General features: G+C 63.3%; 16 protein-coding genes. 8 read left to right on the top strand and 8 right to left on the bottom strand.

Going from position 1 to position 17,520, the window contains the following annotated elements:
* The first annotated feature begins 253 nt into the window (after positions 1–253).
* Positions 254–1,093: a pyridoxamine kinase gene (locus B5G42_RS10420; protein ID WP_343286697.1), complete on the top strand. Its 840-nt coding sequence runs from the start codon at positions 254–256 to the stop codon at positions 1,091–1,093.
* Between the two features lie 62 nt (positions 1,094–1,155).
* Here B5G42_RS10420 and B5G42_RS10425 read toward each other — a convergent pair whose 3' ends face one another.
* Genes B5G42_RS10425 through B5G42_RS10440 form a run of 4 tightly spaced genes read right to left on the bottom strand, consistent with a single transcriptional unit; the run spans position 1,156 to position 4,236 of the window.
* Positions 1,156–1,911, bottom strand: a complete 756-nt coding sequence (locus tag B5G42_RS10425) for a Rossmann-like domain-containing protein (RefSeq protein ID WP_087269955.1) — start codon at positions 1,909–1,911, stop codon at positions 1,156–1,158.
* A 1-nt stretch (position 1,912) separates the two neighbouring features.
* Positions 1,913–2,713: an ABC transporter permease gene (locus B5G42_RS10430; protein WP_087269958.1), complete on the bottom strand. Its 801-nt coding sequence runs from the start codon at positions 2,711–2,713 to the stop codon at positions 1,913–1,915.
* Complete coding sequence (gene modA, locus B5G42_RS10435) at positions 2,697–3,518, bottom strand: molybdate ABC transporter substrate-binding protein (RefSeq protein ID WP_087269961.1); 822 nt, start codon at positions 3,516–3,518, stop codon at positions 2,697–2,699. The genes B5G42_RS10430 and modA overlap by 17 nt, the downstream gene beginning before the upstream one ends.
* Positions 3,519–3,561: 43 nt before the next feature.
* Positions 3,562–4,236 carry a Crp/Fnr family transcriptional regulator gene (locus B5G42_RS10440; protein ID WP_162611078.1) on the bottom strand — a complete coding sequence of 225 codons (675 nt, stop codon included), beginning with the start codon at positions 4,234–4,236 and terminating at the stop codon, positions 3,562–3,564.
* A gap of 159 nt (positions 4,237–4,395) precedes the next feature.
* Here B5G42_RS10440 and B5G42_RS10445 point away from each other — a divergent pair, with 159 nt between their 5' ends.
* From B5G42_RS10445 to ftsH, 6 genes are all read left to right on the top strand, one after another.
* Positions 4,396–6,390, top strand: a complete 1,995-nt coding sequence (locus B5G42_RS10445; RefSeq protein ID WP_087189227.1) for a DHH family phosphoesterase — start codon at positions 4,396–4,398, stop codon at positions 6,388–6,390.
* Positions 6,391–6,522: 132 nt separating this feature from the next.
* The gene (rplI, locus tag B5G42_RS10450) at positions 6,523–6,969 is read left to right on the top strand and encodes a 50S ribosomal protein L9 (RefSeq protein WP_087189228.1); all 447 of its coding nucleotides are present in this window, start codon (positions 6,523–6,525) and stop codon (positions 6,967–6,969) included.
* A gap of 53 nt (positions 6,970–7,022) precedes the next feature.
* Positions 7,023–8,375 carry a replicative DNA helicase gene (gene dnaB / locus B5G42_RS10455; RefSeq protein WP_087269968.1) on the top strand — a complete coding sequence of 451 codons (1,353 nt, stop codon included), beginning with the start codon at positions 7,023–7,025 and terminating at the stop codon, positions 8,373–8,375.
* An 87-nt stretch (positions 8,376–8,462) separates the two neighbouring features.
* Entirely contained in the window at positions 8,463–9,824 is a 1,362-nt protein-coding gene (tilS, locus tag B5G42_RS10460; protein ID WP_087269972.1) for a tRNA lysidine(34) synthetase TilS, read from the top strand.
* An 8-nt stretch (positions 9,825–9,832) separates the two neighbouring features.
* Positions 9,833–10,387, top strand: a complete 555-nt coding sequence (gene hpt, locus B5G42_RS10465) for a hypoxanthine phosphoribosyltransferase (RefSeq protein ID WP_087269975.1) — start codon at positions 9,833–9,835, stop codon at positions 10,385–10,387.
* Between the two features lie 38 nt (positions 10,388–10,425).
* Positions 10,426–12,357, top strand: coding sequence for an ATP-dependent zinc metalloprotease FtsH (gene ftsH, locus B5G42_RS10470; RefSeq protein ID WP_087269978.1), 1,932 nt, complete (start codon positions 10,426–10,428; stop codon positions 12,355–12,357).
* 57 nt (positions 12,358–12,414) lie between these two features.
* Here the strand turns inward: ftsH and B5G42_RS10475 are convergent, their stop codons facing one another.
* From B5G42_RS10475 to B5G42_RS10490, 4 genes are all read right to left on the bottom strand, one after another.
* Positions 12,415–13,671 (bottom strand): competence/damage-inducible protein A, encoded by a 1,257-nt coding sequence (locus B5G42_RS10475; protein WP_087269980.1) that lies wholly within the window; start codon positions 13,669–13,671, stop codon positions 12,415–12,417.
* A gap of 251 nt (positions 13,672–13,922) precedes the next feature.
* Positions 13,923–15,089 (bottom strand): tRNA uracil 4-sulfurtransferase ThiI, encoded by a 1,167-nt coding sequence (thiI, locus tag B5G42_RS10480; protein ID WP_087269983.1) that lies wholly within the window; start codon positions 15,087–15,089, stop codon positions 13,923–13,925.
* Between the two features lie 24 nt (positions 15,090–15,113).
* The gene (locus tag B5G42_RS10485) at positions 15,114–16,118 is read right to left on the bottom strand and encodes an ATP-binding protein (RefSeq protein ID WP_087269986.1); all 1,005 of its coding nucleotides are present in this window, start codon (positions 16,116–16,118) and stop codon (positions 15,114–15,116) included.
* 3 nt (positions 16,119–16,121) lie between these two features.
* Positions 16,122–17,120 carry a DnaD domain protein gene (locus tag B5G42_RS10490; protein ID WP_087269989.1) on the bottom strand — a complete coding sequence of 333 codons (999 nt, stop codon included), beginning with the start codon at positions 17,118–17,120 and terminating at the stop codon, positions 16,122–16,124.
* Between the two features lie 183 nt (positions 17,121–17,303).
* On the opposite strand from B5G42_RS10490, the gene B5G42_RS10495 reads away from it, so the two are divergent.
* On the top strand, positions 17,304–17,520 hold a 217-nt coding region (locus tag B5G42_RS10495), incomplete at its 3' end, for a hypothetical protein (protein WP_140399836.1).

Consider the following 17,520-nt stretch of genomic DNA (forward strand, 5'->3'; position numbering starts at 1 on the left):
TTCCTCTCCCCGTCCGGCACCGCAAAACACAACGCTGGAGGGGGAAATGGTGATACAATAGTAGGTTTTTTGCTGAGATCCGGCTTTTTCGCCAGATCTTATTTATTATATACGCCTGTGTGTCAATGTGCAACCGCAGAAACCGGACTTCACGCAGTTTTTCCCAGATCTGACCTTACTAAAAAAGCAATATGTGACGCTTTAATGAGGTCAGTTTCTCTGTTATACTGCACCCAACGAAACCAGAAAGGAAGTGCGGTTCTTGAAACGGATCGTCAGCATTCAAGATGTGTCCTGCCTGGGCAAATGCTCCCTGACGGTAGCCCTGCCCATCATCTCGGCCATGGGTGTGGAGTGCTCCATCGTCCCCACGGCGGTGCTGTCCACCCACACCATGTTCTCCGGCTTCACCTGCAAGGATCTCACCGACCAGATTGAGCCCATTGCCGCCCACTGGAAGGAAAGCCGCCTGGGCTTTGACGCCGTTTACACCGGCTATCTGGCCTCCGCGGAACAAATCGACTATGTGTGCGCCTTCTTTGACGCCTTCCGGCGGGAGGGCAGCCTCATTGTGGTGGACCCGGTGATGGCAGACAACGGCAAGCTCTACCCCGCTTTCGGGCCCGACTTCCCCGCCCAGATGGCCCGGGTGTGCGCCAAAGCCGACCTGATCCTGCCCAACCTGACCGAGGCCAGCCTGCTCACTGACCTGCCCTACCGCACGGAGCATGACGAGGGCTATATTAAGGAGATGCTCCAGGCTCTGGCCGCCCTGGGTCCCCGGTACGTGGCCCTCACCGGCGTCAGCTTTGAGCCGGACAAGCTGGGCGTCATGTATTACGACAAGGTCACCGGCCAGTACGGCAGCTACTTCACCCAGCACCTGCCCGCCAGCTTCCACGGCACCGGCGACGTGTTTGCCTCCACCTGCGTGGGCGGCCTCATGCGTGGCCTGGAGCTGGGGGATGCCCTGGCCCTGGCCGCCGACTACACGGTGGAATCCATCCGCTGCACCCTGGAATCTCCCGACGCCAACTGGTACGGTGTGGAATTCGAGCGTGCTATTCCCTATCTGGTCAGCCGCCTGCCTTGAATTCTCTTCCCCGCAACGCCAAAAACGGCCGCCTTTCGGCGGCCGTTTTGTTTTTGCCTCTGTCAGGCCTCTTTCTGGCTCCGGTCGGCAAAGCAGGCCCGCTTCAGCCCCAGAATGGGGGCGGCCCCTGCCAGAGTGGTACCGAAGAACACTACCTCTTTATCCAGATCCAGATAGTCCACAATGGTGCCGTTGCACAGGGTACTGCCGGTACACAGCACCAGGTCGGCCCAGTCCACCACAGCCTGGCGGTCCGCCTCCCCGTCCAGCACCGGGCAGCCGTCCTTCACCTTGCCGATGTTGTCCGGGTTCAGGTCCAGCACCTTCACGGGAAAGCGTCGGGACAGGGCGGCGATGAGGGCGGGCTGGAAACCCACCAGGGCGATTTTCGGAGTGCCGTAGTGGTCGGCCACCCACTCCACCATGTGGCGGGCGCAGAACTCCGGCCCGCCGTCCTTACAGTGGACGGTGTTGTCCGCCCGGCCCAGGTACTTCATCACCGCGTTCAGGGTGGCGATGAACAGCCCCCGGCTGTGAGGGTCCCCCTCCAGATCCAAAGCCAGCACCTGGTCCAAAGCCCCCTCAAACTGGGCGGGGGCGTCGGTGAAGGCCTGGCCCTTCGCCCCCCGGAAGTCGGCCATCAGCATGACCTCCTTGCCGGTGAGGATGGGGTAGTCGGTGCGCTGGGTGTGGCCGATGGCCTCCTCCGGCGTCAGCCCACGGGCTTTGATGGTCACCGCCGAGCCGGTAAGGCCGTGCTCCTCCAGGGCGGCAGCCAGAGCGGCGCGCAGGGTCTCGTACAGGGTATGCCGGTCCATGTTACAGATCCCTTCCTTTTCGTCCGGCCAGACGGCTTACCCCCTGGACCGCCAGGGAGAGCAAAAGCAGCAGCAGAGCCGCCGCCAGCGCCATGCCGTTGTCGCCGGTAGAGATATTAAGGTAGATGCTGGCGGGCAGGGTCTCGGTTTTCAGCCGGGTGACCCCCACCAGCATCAGGGTGGCGCCGAACTCCCCCATGCCCCGGCTCCAGGCCAGCAGAAAGGCCGACAGCAGGGCCGGGCGGCACAGGGGGAGGGTAATGTAGCGAAAGGCCTGGAACCGGGTGGCTCCCAGAGTCTGGGCGGTGAGGGGGAGCTCCGGGTCGATCTGCCGGAAAGCCTGGGCGGCCAGGTGGATCACAAAGGGCAGGTTGATGAGCAGATGGACCGCCACAATGCCCTTGGGGTCGAACACCAGCCGTAGCCCCAGCTCCTTCAGGGCCTTGCCGAAGGGAGAGGAAAAAAGGGTGAGCAGGCACAGGCCCAGCACCAGATAGGGTAAGGCCAGGGGCAGCTCCAGCAGGGCCTCCGCCCACCGCTTGCCGGGCAGGGGCGTGAAGGCCAGCAGATAGGCGCAGGGGATTCCAATGAGGATGCACAGCAGGGTGGACAGGGTGGTGGTCCACAGACTCAGCCCCACAGCAAAGCGGATCTCCCCGTCGGCCAGGGCACGGCCCAGATTGGGCAGGCCACCGGCTACCACCCCCCACAGGCTGGCCGCCACATAGAGCAGCACCGCCAGCAGCAGCACCAGAAAGCCCCACTCAAAGGGTTTTAAGGGGCGTTTATCCCGCCAGCTCATAGCCGTAGCTGGTCCAGATGTCCTGGGCGGTCTGGCTGTTCAGAAATTCCGCGAAGGCTTCGGCAGCCTCAGCGTCCGCCGAGCAGGTCAGCCGGGCGGCGGGGATGGTCTTGACATAGGCCTCCATCTCGGCACTGTCCACGATCTCCCCCTGGTCGGCGCTGACGTTCTCCTTCCATACGATGATGGCGTCGCACTCGTCGGCGGCCAGAGCGGTGGTCATGGCGGGAGCGGTGGCAGTATTGGACACGATATCCACCTGATCGGTAATGCCGAAGTCCTCAAAAAGCTGCACGGCGATCTTGCCGATGGGGGTGGCCTCCGGGTCGCCGATGACCACACGGACCCCCTCCTTGGCCAGGTCGGCGGGGCCGGTGATCTTCAGCGGATTGCCCTTCTGCACCGCGATCACCGGGATGTGGCGCACCAGAGGGGTGGAGGACTCCACCAGCTGCGCCACCGGCTTGACCTCCTCCTCGGAACCGGCGATGAAGAAGTCGCCCTCCTGGGCGGTATTGATCTGAGTCTGAATCTGAGCGGCGTTGGCGTAGGCCACCTCCACCGTACAGCCGGTCTGATCCTGGAAGGCCTGGGCGATCTCAGCAAAGGGGTCCTTCATGCCTGCGCCGCAGAAGACCAGCAGGGTGTGGCCGCTGAGATCTGCAACAGCCGGGGTTGTCTCCACAGCGGCGGGGGTTGTCTCCGGGGCGGACGGCGTGGTCTCCGCCGGGGCAGGGTTGGAGCAGCCCGCCAGCATAGACAGCGCCAGCAGGGCGGACAGGGTCAGGGATACCAGTTTCTTCATGACAAACACCTCCAAGGTTTGCCACGAGTATACCAAAATCCCCTCACCCGGTATGTTGTCCGGACAACTTTTCTGGAAAAAGCGTAAACCGATTCTTGCAGAAGGTGAGCACCCCTTCCCCCTCCAGTTCCTTCAGGGTATGGGAGAGGACCGAGCGGTTGAGGCAGAGGTAGTTGGCCATGGCCTCCCGGTCGAAGGGGATGGTAAAGGTGGTGCTCCCCGACCGCCCGGCCTGGGCGGTCAGGTACTTCAAAATCCGCTGTCTGGCGCTTTTCACCGAAAGGGCATCAATTTTATAATATTTTCGGATGTTCTGGTTGGATACGAAGTGGAGCAGATTGCCCAGCAGGGCCAGCCGCAGCTCCGCCGGCAGGGCGGGGTCGCTCAGCCGGTCCACGGGAACGCTCCAGGTGGTACAGCGCTCCAGAGTACAGACCGAGTAGGGGCTGGTGCGCCTGGGGGTGCAGGCCACCTCCCCCGCCACCAGATAGCCGGGAAAAAGCTGCTGGTAAAGAAATTCCGAGCCGTCGGCGTCCAGTCGGACCGCCCGCATGGTACCAGAGAGCAGCACCTCCAGCCGGTCCACCCGCTCCCCTTCCTGAATGACCACCCGGTTGGCGGGGTACTCCTCCTGCCGCCCGCCCAGCAGCGGCACTACCTCCTCCGGCTCCAGGCCCCGGAAGAGCACACTGCCCGCCAGGATCTCACGGTCCTCCATGGTCCCACCTCCTTGCCCGCAAGGATAGCACGCCCCGGTCTTTTTTGCAACCACCGGGGCATACAGGCAGGAAAACCCGTTCTGCCGCACTTGTTTTTGCCGTTCTTGTTTGATATAATAACGTGTCATCTTGTATTTGATCGCAGTTGGGAGGTCCCTATGCGTAAGAATAAGCTAACTCATCTGGTAGAGCCCAGTCTGAGGCTGTATTTCCTCTGTCTGGTGGTGTTTGCCGTCATTACCGCCTTTTTCTCCGTCCCCGCCGCGGTGGCGGAACTGGCGGTGGTGGTCATTCTCTACCTCTACTTCCGCCGCAGCAATGCCCTGCGGCAGAAGGAGATTTTAAAGTACATCGAAAACGTGACCTGCAACATGGACTCGGCCACCAAGGACACCATGGTGAACGCCCCTCTGCCCATGGTCATCTTCCGGCCGGAAAATGACGAGGTCATCTGGTCCAACGACCGGTTCCTCCAGATCACCGGGGAGCGGGAGCACCTCTTTGACGCCAAGATCACGGCGGCGGTGCCCGACTTTTCCTCCCGCTGGCTGATGGAGGGCAAGACCGAGTGCCCCACCGAGGTACGCATCGGGGACCGGCGGTTTTTGGTGTTCGGCCATCTGGTTCGTACCGAGGAGCAGGGAGCCAGAGGCTATCTGGCCACCACCTACTGGGTGGACGTTACCGACTTTGCCACCGTGCGGGACGAGTTCTATGCCACCCGCCCCGTGGTGGCCATCCTGACGGTGGACAACTACGAGGAGCTGATGAAGGGCGCCAACGACAGCGCCAAGTCGGCTATGCGCAGCGAGATCGACGACCGGCTGGCCCAGTGGGTTGCCCCCGCCCAGGGTGTGTTTACCCGGTATGAGCGGGACCGCTACCTCTTCCTCTTTGAGGAGCGCTTCCTGGCCCAGTTCCAGGAGGGCAAATTCTCCATCCTGGACACCGTGCGCCAGGTGACCAGCCCCTCGGGCATTCAGGCCACCCTGTCCATCGGCATTGGCAAGGACGGCGACAATCTGGGCGATTTGTTCCAGTACGCCGCTCTGTCGGTGGAAATGGCCCTTAGCCGGGGCGGCGACCAGGTGGTGGTCAAAAACAAGTTCAACTTCGAGTTCTTCGGCGGACGCACCAAGGAGCTGGAGAAGCGCACCAAGGTGAAGAGCCGGGTCATGGCCAACGCCCTGGGCGAGCTGATGGCCGACGCCTCCACCGTGTTCGTCATGGGCCACAAGTACCCCGATCTGGACTGTATCGGCGCCGCCGCCGGCGTATGCGCCATGGCCCGGAAAAAGGGCACCCCGGTCCATATCGTACGGGAGCCGGGGGTCAACCCGGCCAGCGAGATGAGCGACCGGCTGAGCCAGGTTCCCGAGTACAAGGACGTGTTTCTCTCCCCCCAGGATGCCATTCTGCTGGCCGACTCCAACTGCCTGCTGGTGGTGGTGGACACCAACCGCCCCGAGCAGGTGGTGAGCCAGGACCTGCTGGAGGCGGTCCACAAGGTGGCGGTCATCGACCACCACCGCCGCGCCTCCTCCTATATCGCCGACGCCGCCCTCAACTTCCACGAGCCCTACGCCTCCTCCGCCAGCGAGCTGGTCACCGAGTTGTCCCAGTATCTGCTGGAGCCTGCCGACCTGCTGAAGATCGAGGCGGAGGCCCTGCTGGCGGGCATGGTGCTGGACACCAAACAGTTTACCATGCGCACCGGCAGCCGTACCTTTGAGGCGGCGGCCTTCCTGCGCCGCTCCGGCGCCGACACCGGCGACGTGAAGAAGCTGTTCCAGAACGATCTGGACGGCACCATTGCCAAGTACGACATCATCCAGACCGCCCGGATGTACAAGGACGGCATTGCCGTGGCCCGGGTGGACCACACCGTGGGCCGCATCACCGCCGCCCAGGCCGCCGACGAGCTCTTAAATATCTCGGGCATCGACACCTCCTTCGTTCTCTTCCCTGACAATGAGGGGCGGGTCATTCTCTCCGCCCGAAGCATGGGGGATGTGAACGTACAGGTGGTGCTGGAGAAGCTGGGCGGCGGCGGCAACGCCGCCACCGCAGGCGCTCAGGTCCCCGGCAAGACGGTGGACGAGGTGACCAAGCTGCTCCTCCAGGCCATTGATCAGTATCTGGAGGATGAATAAAAAAGCCTTCCCCTCGGGGGAAGGTGCCCCCGTAGGGGGGCGGATGAGGGGTCCGATACCATTTCCCTCATCAGTCACGCTTTGCGTGACAGCTTCCCCCTGGGGAAGCCTAACAGGAAGGAGATAATAGTTATGAAAGTGATTTTGCAGCAGGACGTGAAGGGCCAGGGCAAGAAGGGCCAGATGATCGAGGCCAGCGACGGCTACGCCCGCAACTTCCTTCTTCCCCGCAAGCTGGCTGTGCTGGCCACCGCGGAGAATATCAACACCATGAAGATGCAGGAGAAGGCCAAGGCCGCCCAGATGGCCGCCGAGAAGGCGGAGGCCGAGGCCACCGCCGCCAAGCTGAAGGAGCTCTCCGTCAAGGTTGTTGCCAAGGCGGGCAACGGCGGCCGGCTCTTCGGCGCCGTCACCACCAAGGAGATCGCCGACGCCCTCTCCGCCCAGCACGGCATCACCATCCAGAAAACCAAGATCGTGCAGGATGAGCCCATCAAGGCCTTCGGCACCTACGAGCTGAAGGTGAAGCTGGGCTACGAGGTCACCGGCACCCTGAAGGTGGTCGTGGCCGAGCAGTAACTATGCGTAGGGGCCGATGCCCACATCGGCCCGTCCAGGGGAGGTGAAGGAACATGGCAACCGAAGAGGAACTGCTGCTGCGGCAGATGCCCCACAGCGTGGAGGCCGAGCAGAGCGTGCTGGGCGCCATGCTTATCGACGCCCGGTGCGTACCTGATGTGATCGAGGAGCTGAAGCCTGAGGACTTCTACCTGCGCACCAACCGCGAGATCTACGAGACCATCTACTCCATGTTCAACTTCTCCCTCACCATCGACCCGGTGACCGTGCTGGACCATATGCGCCAGAACGGGGTATACGACGAGAACACCTCCCGCAGCTATATCCTCCAGCTGATGGAGGTCACCCCCACGGCGGCCAACGTGAAGGAGTATGTGGCCATTGTCAAGGACAAGGCCCTGCTTCGCCGCATTGCCGAGACGGCGGGGGATCTCACCGCCCTGGTACAGGAGGGCACCGGCACCGGTCAGGAGGTGCTGGAGGCCGCCGAGCAGCGGATCTACGCCATCCGTCAAGGCCGGGCCTCCCAGGGTCTGACCCACATCTCCGGTGTCATTCTCAACGTGTATGAGCGCCTCAATGAGCTGGCCGCCAGCGATTCCGCCGTGCCCGGCCTGAGTACCGGCCTGCCCGACGTGGATATGGCCATCTCCGGCCTGAACAAGTCCGACCTGATCCTGTTGGCCGCCCGACCCGGCATGGGCAAGACCTCCTTCGCCCTGAATATGCTGCTCCACGCCGGCAAGTTCTCCGGCAAGACGGTGGTCTTTTTCTCTCTGGAAATGAGCCGGGAGCAGCTGGCCATGCGCCTCATCTCCGGCGAGGCCTTCGTGGACAACAAGAAGCTGGTCACCGGCAAGCTGGGGGAGGAGGACTGGTCCAAGATTGCCGCCGCCTCGGCGGCCCTCAACCAGACCCAGATCCTCATTGACGACAACCCCGCCCTCTCCGTGGCCGACATGAACGCCAAGTGCCGCCGGGTGGATAATCTGGGCCTGGTGGTCATAGACTACCTCCAGCTCATGACCTCCGCCGGCGGTCCCACCCGCAGCAGCGACAACCGCCAGCAGATCGTCTCCGACATCTCCCGCGCCCTGAAGATCATGGCCAAGGAGCTCAATGTGCCGGTGGTCTGTCTGTCCCAGCTGTCCCGTGGTCCCGAAAGCCGCCAGAACAAGCGGCCCATGCTGTCCGACCTGCGTGAGTCGGGCGCCATCGAGCAGGACGCCGATATCGTCATGTTCCTCTACCGGGACGACTACTATAATGAGACCAGCGAGAACCACAACCTGGCCGAGTGCATCATCGCCAAGAACCGTCATGGCGAGACCGGCACGGTGGAGCTGCAGTGGCTGCCCGAGTACACCACCTTCTCCTCCATCGACCGGCGGCATTCGGAGTTCTGACACCCCATCGTAGGGGCGACCCTTGCGGTCGCCCGCGGGCGGCCATAAAGGCCGCCCCTACAGGAAATTCCACAGGAGAACACCTTTATGCTGGAAACCGTCAAGGCCCTCACAACCGAATACGATATGCTCCCCCGGGGGAGCAAGGTGCTGTGTGCCGTGTCCGGCGGGGCCGATTCCATCTGCCTGCTCCACCTGCTCCACAGCCTGTCGGCTGAGGGTGGTTTTCAGGTGGCCGCCGCCCACTACCACCACGGGATGCGGGGAGAGGCCGCCGATGCTGACGCCGCCTTTGTGGAACACTTCTGCAAAGAGCGGAACATCCCCTGCGTGGTGGAGAGGGGCGATGTGTACGGCGAAGCCGCCCGCCGTGGCCTGGGGGTGGAGGAGACCGGCCGGGAACTGCGGTACGAGTTCCTCCGCCGTACGGCGGAACAGCTGGGCTGTGACCGCATCGCCACCGCCCACAACGCCGACGACAATCTGGAGACCCTGCTGCTCCACCTGACCCGTGGAGCCGGGCTCCACGGTCTGGCAGGTATCCCGCCCCGCCGGGGAGACCTGGTGCGTCCCCTGCTCACCACCCCACGGGCGGACATTGAAGCCTATCTGGAAGAGCACCGCCTGGCCCATGTGGAGGACTGCACCAACACCGACGAGCGCTACGCCCGTAACAGGCTGCGGCGTCAGGTGATTCCGGTACTGCGGGAGCTGAACCCCCGGCTGACCGAGCGCTCTGTGGAAACGATGGGTTATCTCCGGGCCGACAACGACTACCTCAACGCCCAGGCCGCCATGGCTTGCAGCCACGCCCGCTGGGCGGAAGACGACCTGGTGATTGAGGCCCACTACATCGCCGAACTGCCCGCTGCCATTGCCCCCCGGGCGGCCCGCCGCCTGTTGGAAATGACGGGGGACGGCAACACCGACTGTTCCGCCGCCCATTTGAAAGCGGTGGTAGAGCTGGCCGTGGGAGACGATCCCTCGGCGGTGGCTTTCCTGCCCAACGGGCGGCTGGCCCAGCGGGTGTACAAGGAGCTGCTTATTACCACCCAGAGCGACAACCCGGCGATGACCCCCTGTCCTCTGAACACCGACGGGGAGACCACCCCGGAGGGCACCGACTGGCGCTGCACCTGTCGGGCAGTAACCTGTCCCCCCAAAGAGCAGCAAAAGCCCAACGCCTGGTATTTATCTCAGGAGGTTCAGGGGCCCCTGGTGCTGCGCCCCCGTCAGACGGGGGATGAACTGGCCCTGCCGGGCCGGGACACCAAGACCCTGAAAAAATGGATGATCGACGAGAAAATTCCTCGTCGGGACCGGGACCGCATCCCGGTACTGGCGGATGAACGGGGCGTGCTGGCGGCAGCCGGTCTGGGCCCCCATAGAGAGCGTATGGCAAAGCCCGGCCAACCGGCCTGGGAAGTGGTATTTTGGAAGGAAAGGTAAGGAGAAGTATGGAACATATTTTGGACAAAGACGTGGAGCGAATCCTTTTTTCTGAGGAAGAACTGAAAAACCGTGTGGCGGAGATTGCCGCTGAGATCGACAGAGACTACGCCGGCAAGGAGCCGCTGCTGGTCAGCGTGCTGCGGGGTTCCTTCGTCTTTATGGCCGACCTGGTGCGGCAGATCCACCTGCCCTGCACCGTGGATTTCATGGCGGTGTCCTCCTACGGCGCCGGCACCTCCAGCTCCGGCCAGGTCAAGATCATCAAGGACCTGTCCGAGCAGATCGAGGGCAAGGACCTGATTGTGGTGGAGGACATTCTGGACAGCGGCAACACCCTGAGCTACCTGCTCCAGCTGCTCCAGGCCCGCAAGCCCGCCTCCGTGCGGCTGTGCACCCTGCTGGATAAGCCTTCCCGCCGGGTGAAGGAAGTAGAGGTCAGCTACTCCGGCTTCTCCATCCCCGACTACTTCGTGGTGGGTTACGGCCTGGACTACGCAGAGAAGTACCGCAATCTGCCCTACATCGGCGTGCTGAAGCCCTCCGTGTACGGCGGGGAATAAGGCTCCTCAAATCTACCCGGAAAGGACGTGTCTGTTCCTTGAAACGTAACGGAAGCCTGCGGGATGTAGGCTTTTATGTACTCATTGCCATTTTGCTGATCGTATCCATCTTTATCCTCCGGGGCGGCATGAACACCGGGGACAACATGACCTACGGCCAGGTCCGCCGCCTGCTGGAACAGCAGCAGGTCACCAAGGTGGAGCTGGACAATAAAACCGTCACCCTCTGGCTGAAGGAGGCGGTGGGCGGCAAAGCCACCGTCACCTACGACGTGGCCAATCCTCAGTGGTTCTACAACGACTTCAACGACCTGATCGTGGAGCAGATGCAGCTGGGGATTATCCAGGACTACGACTACCCCGCCGGCTTCGAGCCTCCCTTCTGGGTCAGCTTCCTGCCCTGGATCGCGGTGCTGGTGGTCTTTGGAATGCTTTGGTACTTCATGTTCCTCCGCCAGGCCGGCGGCGGGGGCGGAGGCGGCGGAGCCGACCGCACCGCCCGCTTTGGCCGGGCTCGTACCCGCACGGTTGCCGACGAGCAGAAGAAGGTCACCTTTGACGACGTGGCCGGTGCCGAGGAGGAGAAGGGAGAACTGCAGGAGATCGTGGAGTTCCTCAAGGACCCCCGCCGGTTCCTGGACCTGGGTGCCCGTATCCCCAAGGGCGTACTGCTGGTAGGCCCTCCCGGCACCGGTAAAACCCTGCTGGCCAAGGCGGTGGCCGGAGAGGCGGGCGTCCACTTCCTGTCCATCTCTGGCTCCGACTTCGTGGAGCTGTATGTGGGCGTAGGCGCCAGCCGTGTCCGTGACCTGTTTGACCAGGCCAAGAAGAACGCCCCCGCCATTGTGTTCATCGACGAGATCGACGCCGTGGGCCGCCAGAGAGGCGCGGGCCTGGGCGGCGGTCACGACGAGCGTGAGCAGACCCTCAACCAGCTGTTGGTGGAGATGGACGGCTTCGGCAACAACGAGGGCGTGGTGGTCATGGCGGCCACCAACCGCCAGGACATCCTGGACCCCGCCCTGCTGCGGCCCGGCCGGTTCGACCGGCAGGTCTATGTGGGCTATCCCGACATCAAGGGCCGCGAGGCCATTCTGAAGGTCCACGCCCGCAACAAGCCCCTGGGAGACGACGTGTCTCTGGCGGAGCTGGCCAAGGGTACCGGCGGCTTTACCGGCGCCGACCTGGAGAACCTGATGAACGAGGCCGCCCTGCTGGCCGCCCGCCAGCACCGCCGCTTCATCGGCATGAAGGACCTGAACGAAGCTGTCATCAAGGTCATCGCCGGTCCCGAGAAGAAGAGCCGGGTGGTCATTGAGCGGGAGCGCAAGCTCACCGCCTACCATGAGGCGGGCCACGCCATTGTGATCCACGACCTCAAGACCCAGGACCCGGTCCACCAGATCACTATCATCCCCCGTGGTATGGCAGGCGGCATGACCATCTCCCTGCCCCAGGAGGATGTGACCTTCCAGTCCAAGCAGCAGCTCACCGAGCGCATTGCCGTCTGTCTGGGCGGCCGGGCCGCCGAGCAGCTGGCCCTGGGCGATATCTCCACCGGAGCGGGCAACGACCTGCAGAAGGCCAGCGCCATCGCCCGCAATATGGTCACCCGCTACGGCATGAGCGACAAGGTGGGCAACGTGGTCTTTGACTCCGGCCACGACGAGGTGTTCATCGGCCGCTCCATGGCCCAGACCAAGAACTACTCGGAAGAGGTTGCCGCCCTCATTGATCAGGAGATCAAGGGCCTTATCGACGGCGCCTACAACCGCTGCGTGGAGATCCTCTCCGCCCGGCGCAAGGAGCTGGACTTTGTGGCCGACTACCTGCTGAAGTACGAGAATATGGACGCCGCCGCCTTCGAGCTGGTGTTCACCGATCCCGCCGCCATCCAGCCCCCCGCCGCCTATCAGGCGGTCGAGGAGGCCCAGGAGGAGGAATCCGATCCTCAGGATGAGCAGGAGTAACCCCTAAAAACAAAAATACGGTGTATTTTCCTTTCCAGAAAATACACCGTATTTTATTTATTTCAGTTCCAGACCGGACAGATACCGCCGGGCCAGGTCAAAGCCGTGACTAGCGGCAATGTGGCGGATGCGCTGACGGCCCATGGACAGATTCACCTTACGGACCCAGGTGCCGTCGGGGGTGGCCAGGCCGATGAACACCAGCCCCACCGGATTGCTCCGCTCGTCGGGATCGGGCCCCGCCACCCCGGTGGTGGAGATAGCCAGGTCACAGCCCAGCACCTTCCGGGCCCCCTCGGCCATGGCCCGGGCCACCGGTTCACTGACAGCGCCGTACTGGTCCAGCAGGTCCTGGTCCACACCCAGGACGGTGTGCTTCACTTCGGTGGCGTAGCTCACCACGCCCCCCCGGAACACCGAGGATACCCCGGCCAGATCGGTCATCCGCTTGGCCACCAGTCCACCGGTGCAGCTCTCGGCGGTGCCCAGGGTGAGGCTCTTCTCCTTGAGGAGCGCAAAGACCGCCGCCTCCAGGGAGGGGATATCCACCCCGTAGACCAGAGGACCGAAGTGGGCCTTCAGGTCGGCCTCCACCGGGTCGATGAGGGCGTGGGCGCTCTCCTCATCGGCAGCCTTGGCGGTGATGCGGAGCTCACATTCCCCCTCCTTGGCGTAGGGAGCCAGGGTGGGGTTGGTCATGGCGTTCATGCGCTCCCGCAGTTGGGCCTCCATGGAGGACTCCCCGATGCCGAACAGCTTCAGGGTGCGGGACACAATGACCCCGTCGGCCAGGTCCTTCAGATAGGGGACCACCCGGTAGGTGAACATGGCCTGACATTCCCGGGGCGGGCCGGGGAGCATGATGACCCGGACGCCGTCGGCCTCAAAGGCCACACCGGGGGCGGTGCCCCAGTCGTTATCCAGCACGGTGCAGCCCTCTGGCAGCATGGCCTGCTGGTAGTTGTTGTCCGTCATGGGGCGGTTGGGGTGGAGCCGCTGGAAATAGGCCTCGATCCGCCGGGCGGAGGGCTCATGAAACACCAGCTGCCTGCCAAAGCACTGGGCCAGGACGTTCTTGGTCAGGTCGTCGCAGGTGGGGCCCAGGCCGCCGGTGGTGATGATGATGTCCGCCCGGGTGCGGGCCAGCTCCACGGCGGCGCGCAGCCGGTCCGGATTGTCCCCCACCACCGTGTGGTAGTAGACGTTGATGCCCAGGGCGCTCAGCCCCTGGGACAGCATCTGGGCGTCGGTGTTGGCGATATTGCCCAGCAAAAGTTCTGTACCTACCGCAATGAGTTCGGCGGTGTGGGACATGGAAAAAACCTCCTATCGCCAACACCGGCATCGGCGGCTAGTGCCGCCGCAAATGCGCAGCGCAGCGAAGCATTTCCGCAGGGCGGATTCATTCCGCCCGAGGATGTAAAAGATATGGGGTCCCTGCGGAATCAGTGATTCCGCGGGGAGTTGGCGATGTTGCCCAGCAGCAATTCCGTACCCACGGCAATGAGTTCCGCGGTATGAGACATGAGGAAACACTTCCTTTGTTGGATTGGGAAAGAGGTGGATCAGACCTGGATACGCTCGATGCCCTCCACGGCGGCCTTCACCAGGCCCTCCACATCCAGGGCCTCCTCGGCGTGCTCCAGCTCCCCCAGCACCGGCCGCAGCCGGGGATGGCGGGGGGTAAACACGGTGCAGCAGTCCTCGTAGGGCAGGATGGATGTCTCAAAGGTGTTGATCTTGCGGGCGATCCGCACGATCTCCTCCTTGTCCATACCCACCACAGGGCGCAGAATAGGCAGGTCGCACACAGCGGTGGTGGCCCGCATGGCCTCCATGGTCTGACTTGCCACCTGGCCCAGGCACTCGCCGGTGACAATGGCCCCGGCGCCGCACCGGGCGGCCACCGCCTGGGCAATGCGCATCATGAACCGCCGCATAAGCACGGTAAACAGCTCCTCGGGGCACTTCCGGCGCAGCTCTTCCTGAATCTCAGTAAAGGGCACCACATGGACGGTGAGCCGTCCGCACCAGGGGGTGAGCAGCTTGGCCAGGTCCAGCACCTTCTGCTTGGCCTCCTCGGAGGTGTAGGGATAGGAGAAGAAGTGGACCATCTCCAGGGCGATGCCTCGCTTGGCAATCATCCAGGAAGCCACCGGGGAATCGATACCGCCGGAGAGCAGGCTCACCGCCCGGCCTCCCACGCCCACCGGCAGACCGCCGGCGCCCGGCTCCGGGTCGGCATGGACGTAGGCGGCATAGTCCCGCACTTCAAGATATACCGTCAGCTCCGGATGGTGTACGTCCACCTTCAGGTTGGGGTATTTCTCGTCCAGCTCGCCTCCCACATACTGGGACAGCTGGATGGAGGTCATGGGGAAGGTCTTGTCGGCCCGCTTGGACTCCACCTTGAAGGTTTTGGCGGCAGCCAGCTTGTCCCCCAGGTACTCAATGGCGGTCTGGAGCATGGCGTCCTTGTCCTTCTCGCAGGCCCGGGCCCGGCTCAGGCCCACCACGCCGAACAGCTTGGTCATGGATTCCCAGGCTCCGTCCAGGTCGCAGTCGTCGTTTTTGGGCTCCACATACATGGTGGACTGCTTGCAGTACACCTTGAAATCGCCGTGGTGCTTCAGGCGGCGCTTGGCGTTGGCAATCAGCTTATCCTCAAAGGTGCGGCGGTTCAGGCCCTTCAGGACCAGCTCCCCCAGCTTGAGCAGAATGATCTCGTTCAATGGTAGGTCTCCTTTATCAATGGTTTATAAATCCCGTTTCTTTTGCAGGCGGATGTCCTCTCCGTAGAAGGGCAGCACCCGGTACTCCCCCTCCAAGCGGGAGGAAATTTGGGGGGTATAGCGCTGGCGCACCTGAGTCATGGTCAGGTTGGAGGAAATCACCGTCTGTTTCCCCGCCATGAGCCGGGAGTTGACCAGGGTATACAGGGCGGACTGGACGAAGGGGGTGGTGAGCTCGCTGCCCAGATCGTCCAGAATCAGCAGGTCGCAGCCCAGGTAGCGCCTTGTCTCGTCTTTGGCCTCGTCGGCGTCCAGCTTGTCCCGGGCAAACTTCTGCTCCTCAAACCGGGCAAACACGTTGACCGCCGTATCGTATACCACGGAGAAGCCGTTTTCCGACACGGTGCGGGCAATGCAGGCGGACAGGAAGGTCTTGCCCAGTCCCGGCGCACCGGAGAGGAACAGGTTGCGCAGCTTGAACCGCCCGAACTTCCGGGCGTAGTTGGAGCACAGGTCGAAGATAAACTCCATGTTCTCCCGGGGCGACATGACCTCCCCCGGCCAGGGCAGGGGGGAGTAGTAGTCCATGGAGAAGGTCTCAAAGGACTGCTCGCCCAGATCCAGCAGCTTGGACAGCTCCTTAATTTGCTCCTCGCCGCACAGTTTTTTCAGGCAGGTACACATCTGGGCGCCCACCCAGCCGGTGTCGTTGCACTTGGGGCAGGCGGGCTGCTCGTCCAGGGCGTCGGCCCCCCAGCCGTTCTGGAGGAGCAGTTGGGTGCGCTCGGCCTGGAGGGACAGGTTGTGGTCCTTGATGACCTGGATGGAGGGACCGGGGTCCCGCCCCTCCCGCAGAGAGGAGGCGATGATCTGGTACACCGTCCCCTTCAGCTCCTTGTCGATCTCCCGGACCCGGGGCAGCTGGGCATAGATCTCCGTCTTGCGGCGGGCAAGCGCCTCCTCCCGCCGGCGGCGGCCCTCCTCCAGCCGCTTGGTGGCCCGGTAGAGCACGCTGGCTTCGTATCCCATGGCTTATCCCTCCTTGTCCCGTTCCTTCTCCTGCCGGAGAAATTCCCGCATCCGTTCCAGATCCTCCCGCACACGCCGGTCCACATCGCCGGGGGCGGCTGGGTGGTCCAGCATGGCCGGCCTGCTGCCGGCGGAGGGAGCGCTCTGGGCCGTCCGGGCGGGCTTGTCCCCCGCCTCGATCTCCGCCAGGGTATGTAGGTTCTTCTTGTGCCAGCCCGTCAGGATGCCGTTCATGTAATCCCAGTCCATCTGCTGCTTCTTGTACACCGTCTTTTCGTAGGCCAGCCGCAGCACGTCGTCGGAAAAGCCCATGTCGGTCCAGGCCGCCACCTTCCGCTTCTCCTTCTCCACCAGGGGCCGGGGCTTGAGACCCAGCAGCTGGAGGATGGCTCCCTCCCGGGTGCGGTAGAGGCTCTTGCGTTTCAGGTGAGCGTCGGCGGCCTGGGCGGTGTCCACCCCCAGCCGCTTCCAGGCAAAGCCCTCCTTCAGCACCTGAGACATACGGGGCCGCTGGCCCGCGCCGTATTTCCGCTCAAACTCCTCCACGCACCAGCTCACCAGCAGGCAGATCACCTCGGCGGGGAGAGCCAGGTAGTCATACAGGGTATACAGGCTTTTGAGATCGGCGGTGGACAGCACTTTGCCCAGCCGCCGCTGGACCTCGTTCACCAGACCGGGGAAGGTAGAGGTGGTGTCCTCGATCTCCCGGGTGATGTCGGCGGCGGTGTAGTCCGGCGGACCCTGGGGGGCGGGGATGGGGGGGGCCTCGGCCTGGGTCTTGCCGTCGGACAGGCCCAGATTCACCAGGGCGGCGGAGGCCTCCTCCAGCCGCTGGCCGTCCCACTTGAGTCCCTTCCTGGCCTGGGCGGGGTCCAGCACCCCACCGTGGCGGAGCAGCCACAGGTAGAGCAGGGCGGCGTCCCCATTGCCGCAGGCAGTGAGCCGGTCGGCAGCCCGGGCGTCCATGGATATGATATTGCCCGGCAGCAGCAGCTCCGGCATCGGGCATCCCCCTCTCTTTGATATCGTACCAGTTATCATACCACATTCCGGGGGTTGGGCACAATCCCGCAGTAAACATTTCCGGAGATGTGTTTTTCTTGGGAATCAATTGCATTCCAAAGGAAAAATGGTACAATGATTGTGAAGAGATCCACCTGCAAGCCTTGGAAAGGGGGCCTTGCCATGACCCGGCAGAGTTACCTCTGGCTGCTGTGTGCCGTCAGCCTGCTGCTCACCCTGCGAAGCGTTTACCAGATTGGGAAAACCCTGTTGGCGGGCGGGATGACTGGCCTGCTCCCCAACGCCATCCTGCTGGTCTGCCTGATCGCTGTGGATGGCTATCTGCTGTGGAGCGCCCTCCGTGCCGCTCCAGCGGTGGAGGCCCCGCCCTCCCCCGGAC

The sequence above is a fragment of the Flavonifractor sp. An91 genome, assembly GCF_002159225.1.
GTDB lineage: Bacteria > Bacillota > Clostridia > Oscillospirales > Oscillospiraceae > Flavonifractor > Flavonifractor avicola.

Bases quoted from the DNA above. Each gene is read 5' to 3' on its own strand.
- B5G42_RS10425 (WP_087269955.1), bottom strand. From the start codon at position 1,911: ATGGACCGGCATACCCTGTACGAGACCCTGCGCGCCGCTCTGGCTGCC.
- B5G42_RS10430 (WP_087269958.1), bottom strand. From the start codon at position 2,713: ATGAGCTGGCGGGATAAACGCCCCTTAAAACCCTTTGAGTGGGGCTTT.
- modA (WP_087269961.1), bottom strand. From the start codon at position 3,518: ATGAAGAAACTGGTATCCCTGACCCTGTCCGCCCTGCTGGCGCTGTCT.
- B5G42_RS10440 (WP_162611078.1), bottom strand. From the start codon at position 4,236: ATGGAGGACCGTGAGATCCTGGCGGGCAGTGTGCTCTTCCGGGGCCTG.
- B5G42_RS10445 (WP_087189227.1), top strand. From the start codon at position 4,396: ATGCGTAAGAATAAGCTAACTCATCTGGTAGAGCCCAGTCTGAGGCTG.
- rplI (WP_087189228.1), top strand. From the start codon at position 6,523: ATGAAAGTGATTTTGCAGCAGGACGTGAAGGGCCAGGGCAAGAAGGGC.
- dnaB (WP_087269968.1), top strand. From the start codon at position 7,023: ATGGCAACCGAAGAGGAACTGCTGCTGCGGCAGATGCCCCACAGCGTG.
- tilS (WP_087269972.1), top strand. From the start codon at position 8,463: ATGCTGGAAACCGTCAAGGCCCTCACAACCGAATACGATATGCTCCCC.
- hpt (WP_087269975.1), top strand. From the start codon at position 9,833: ATGGAACATATTTTGGACAAAGACGTGGAGCGAATCCTTTTTTCTGAG.
- B5G42_RS10475 (WP_087269980.1), bottom strand. From the start codon at position 13,671: ATGTCCCACACCGCCGAACTCATTGCGGTAGGTACAGAACTTTTGCTG.
- B5G42_RS10485 (WP_087269986.1), bottom strand. From the start codon at position 16,118: ATGGGATACGAAGCCAGCGTGCTCTACCGGGCCACCAAGCGGCTGGAG.
- B5G42_RS10490 (WP_087269989.1), bottom strand. From the start codon at position 17,120: ATGCCGGAGCTGCTGCTGCCGGGCAATATCATATCCATGGACGCCCGG.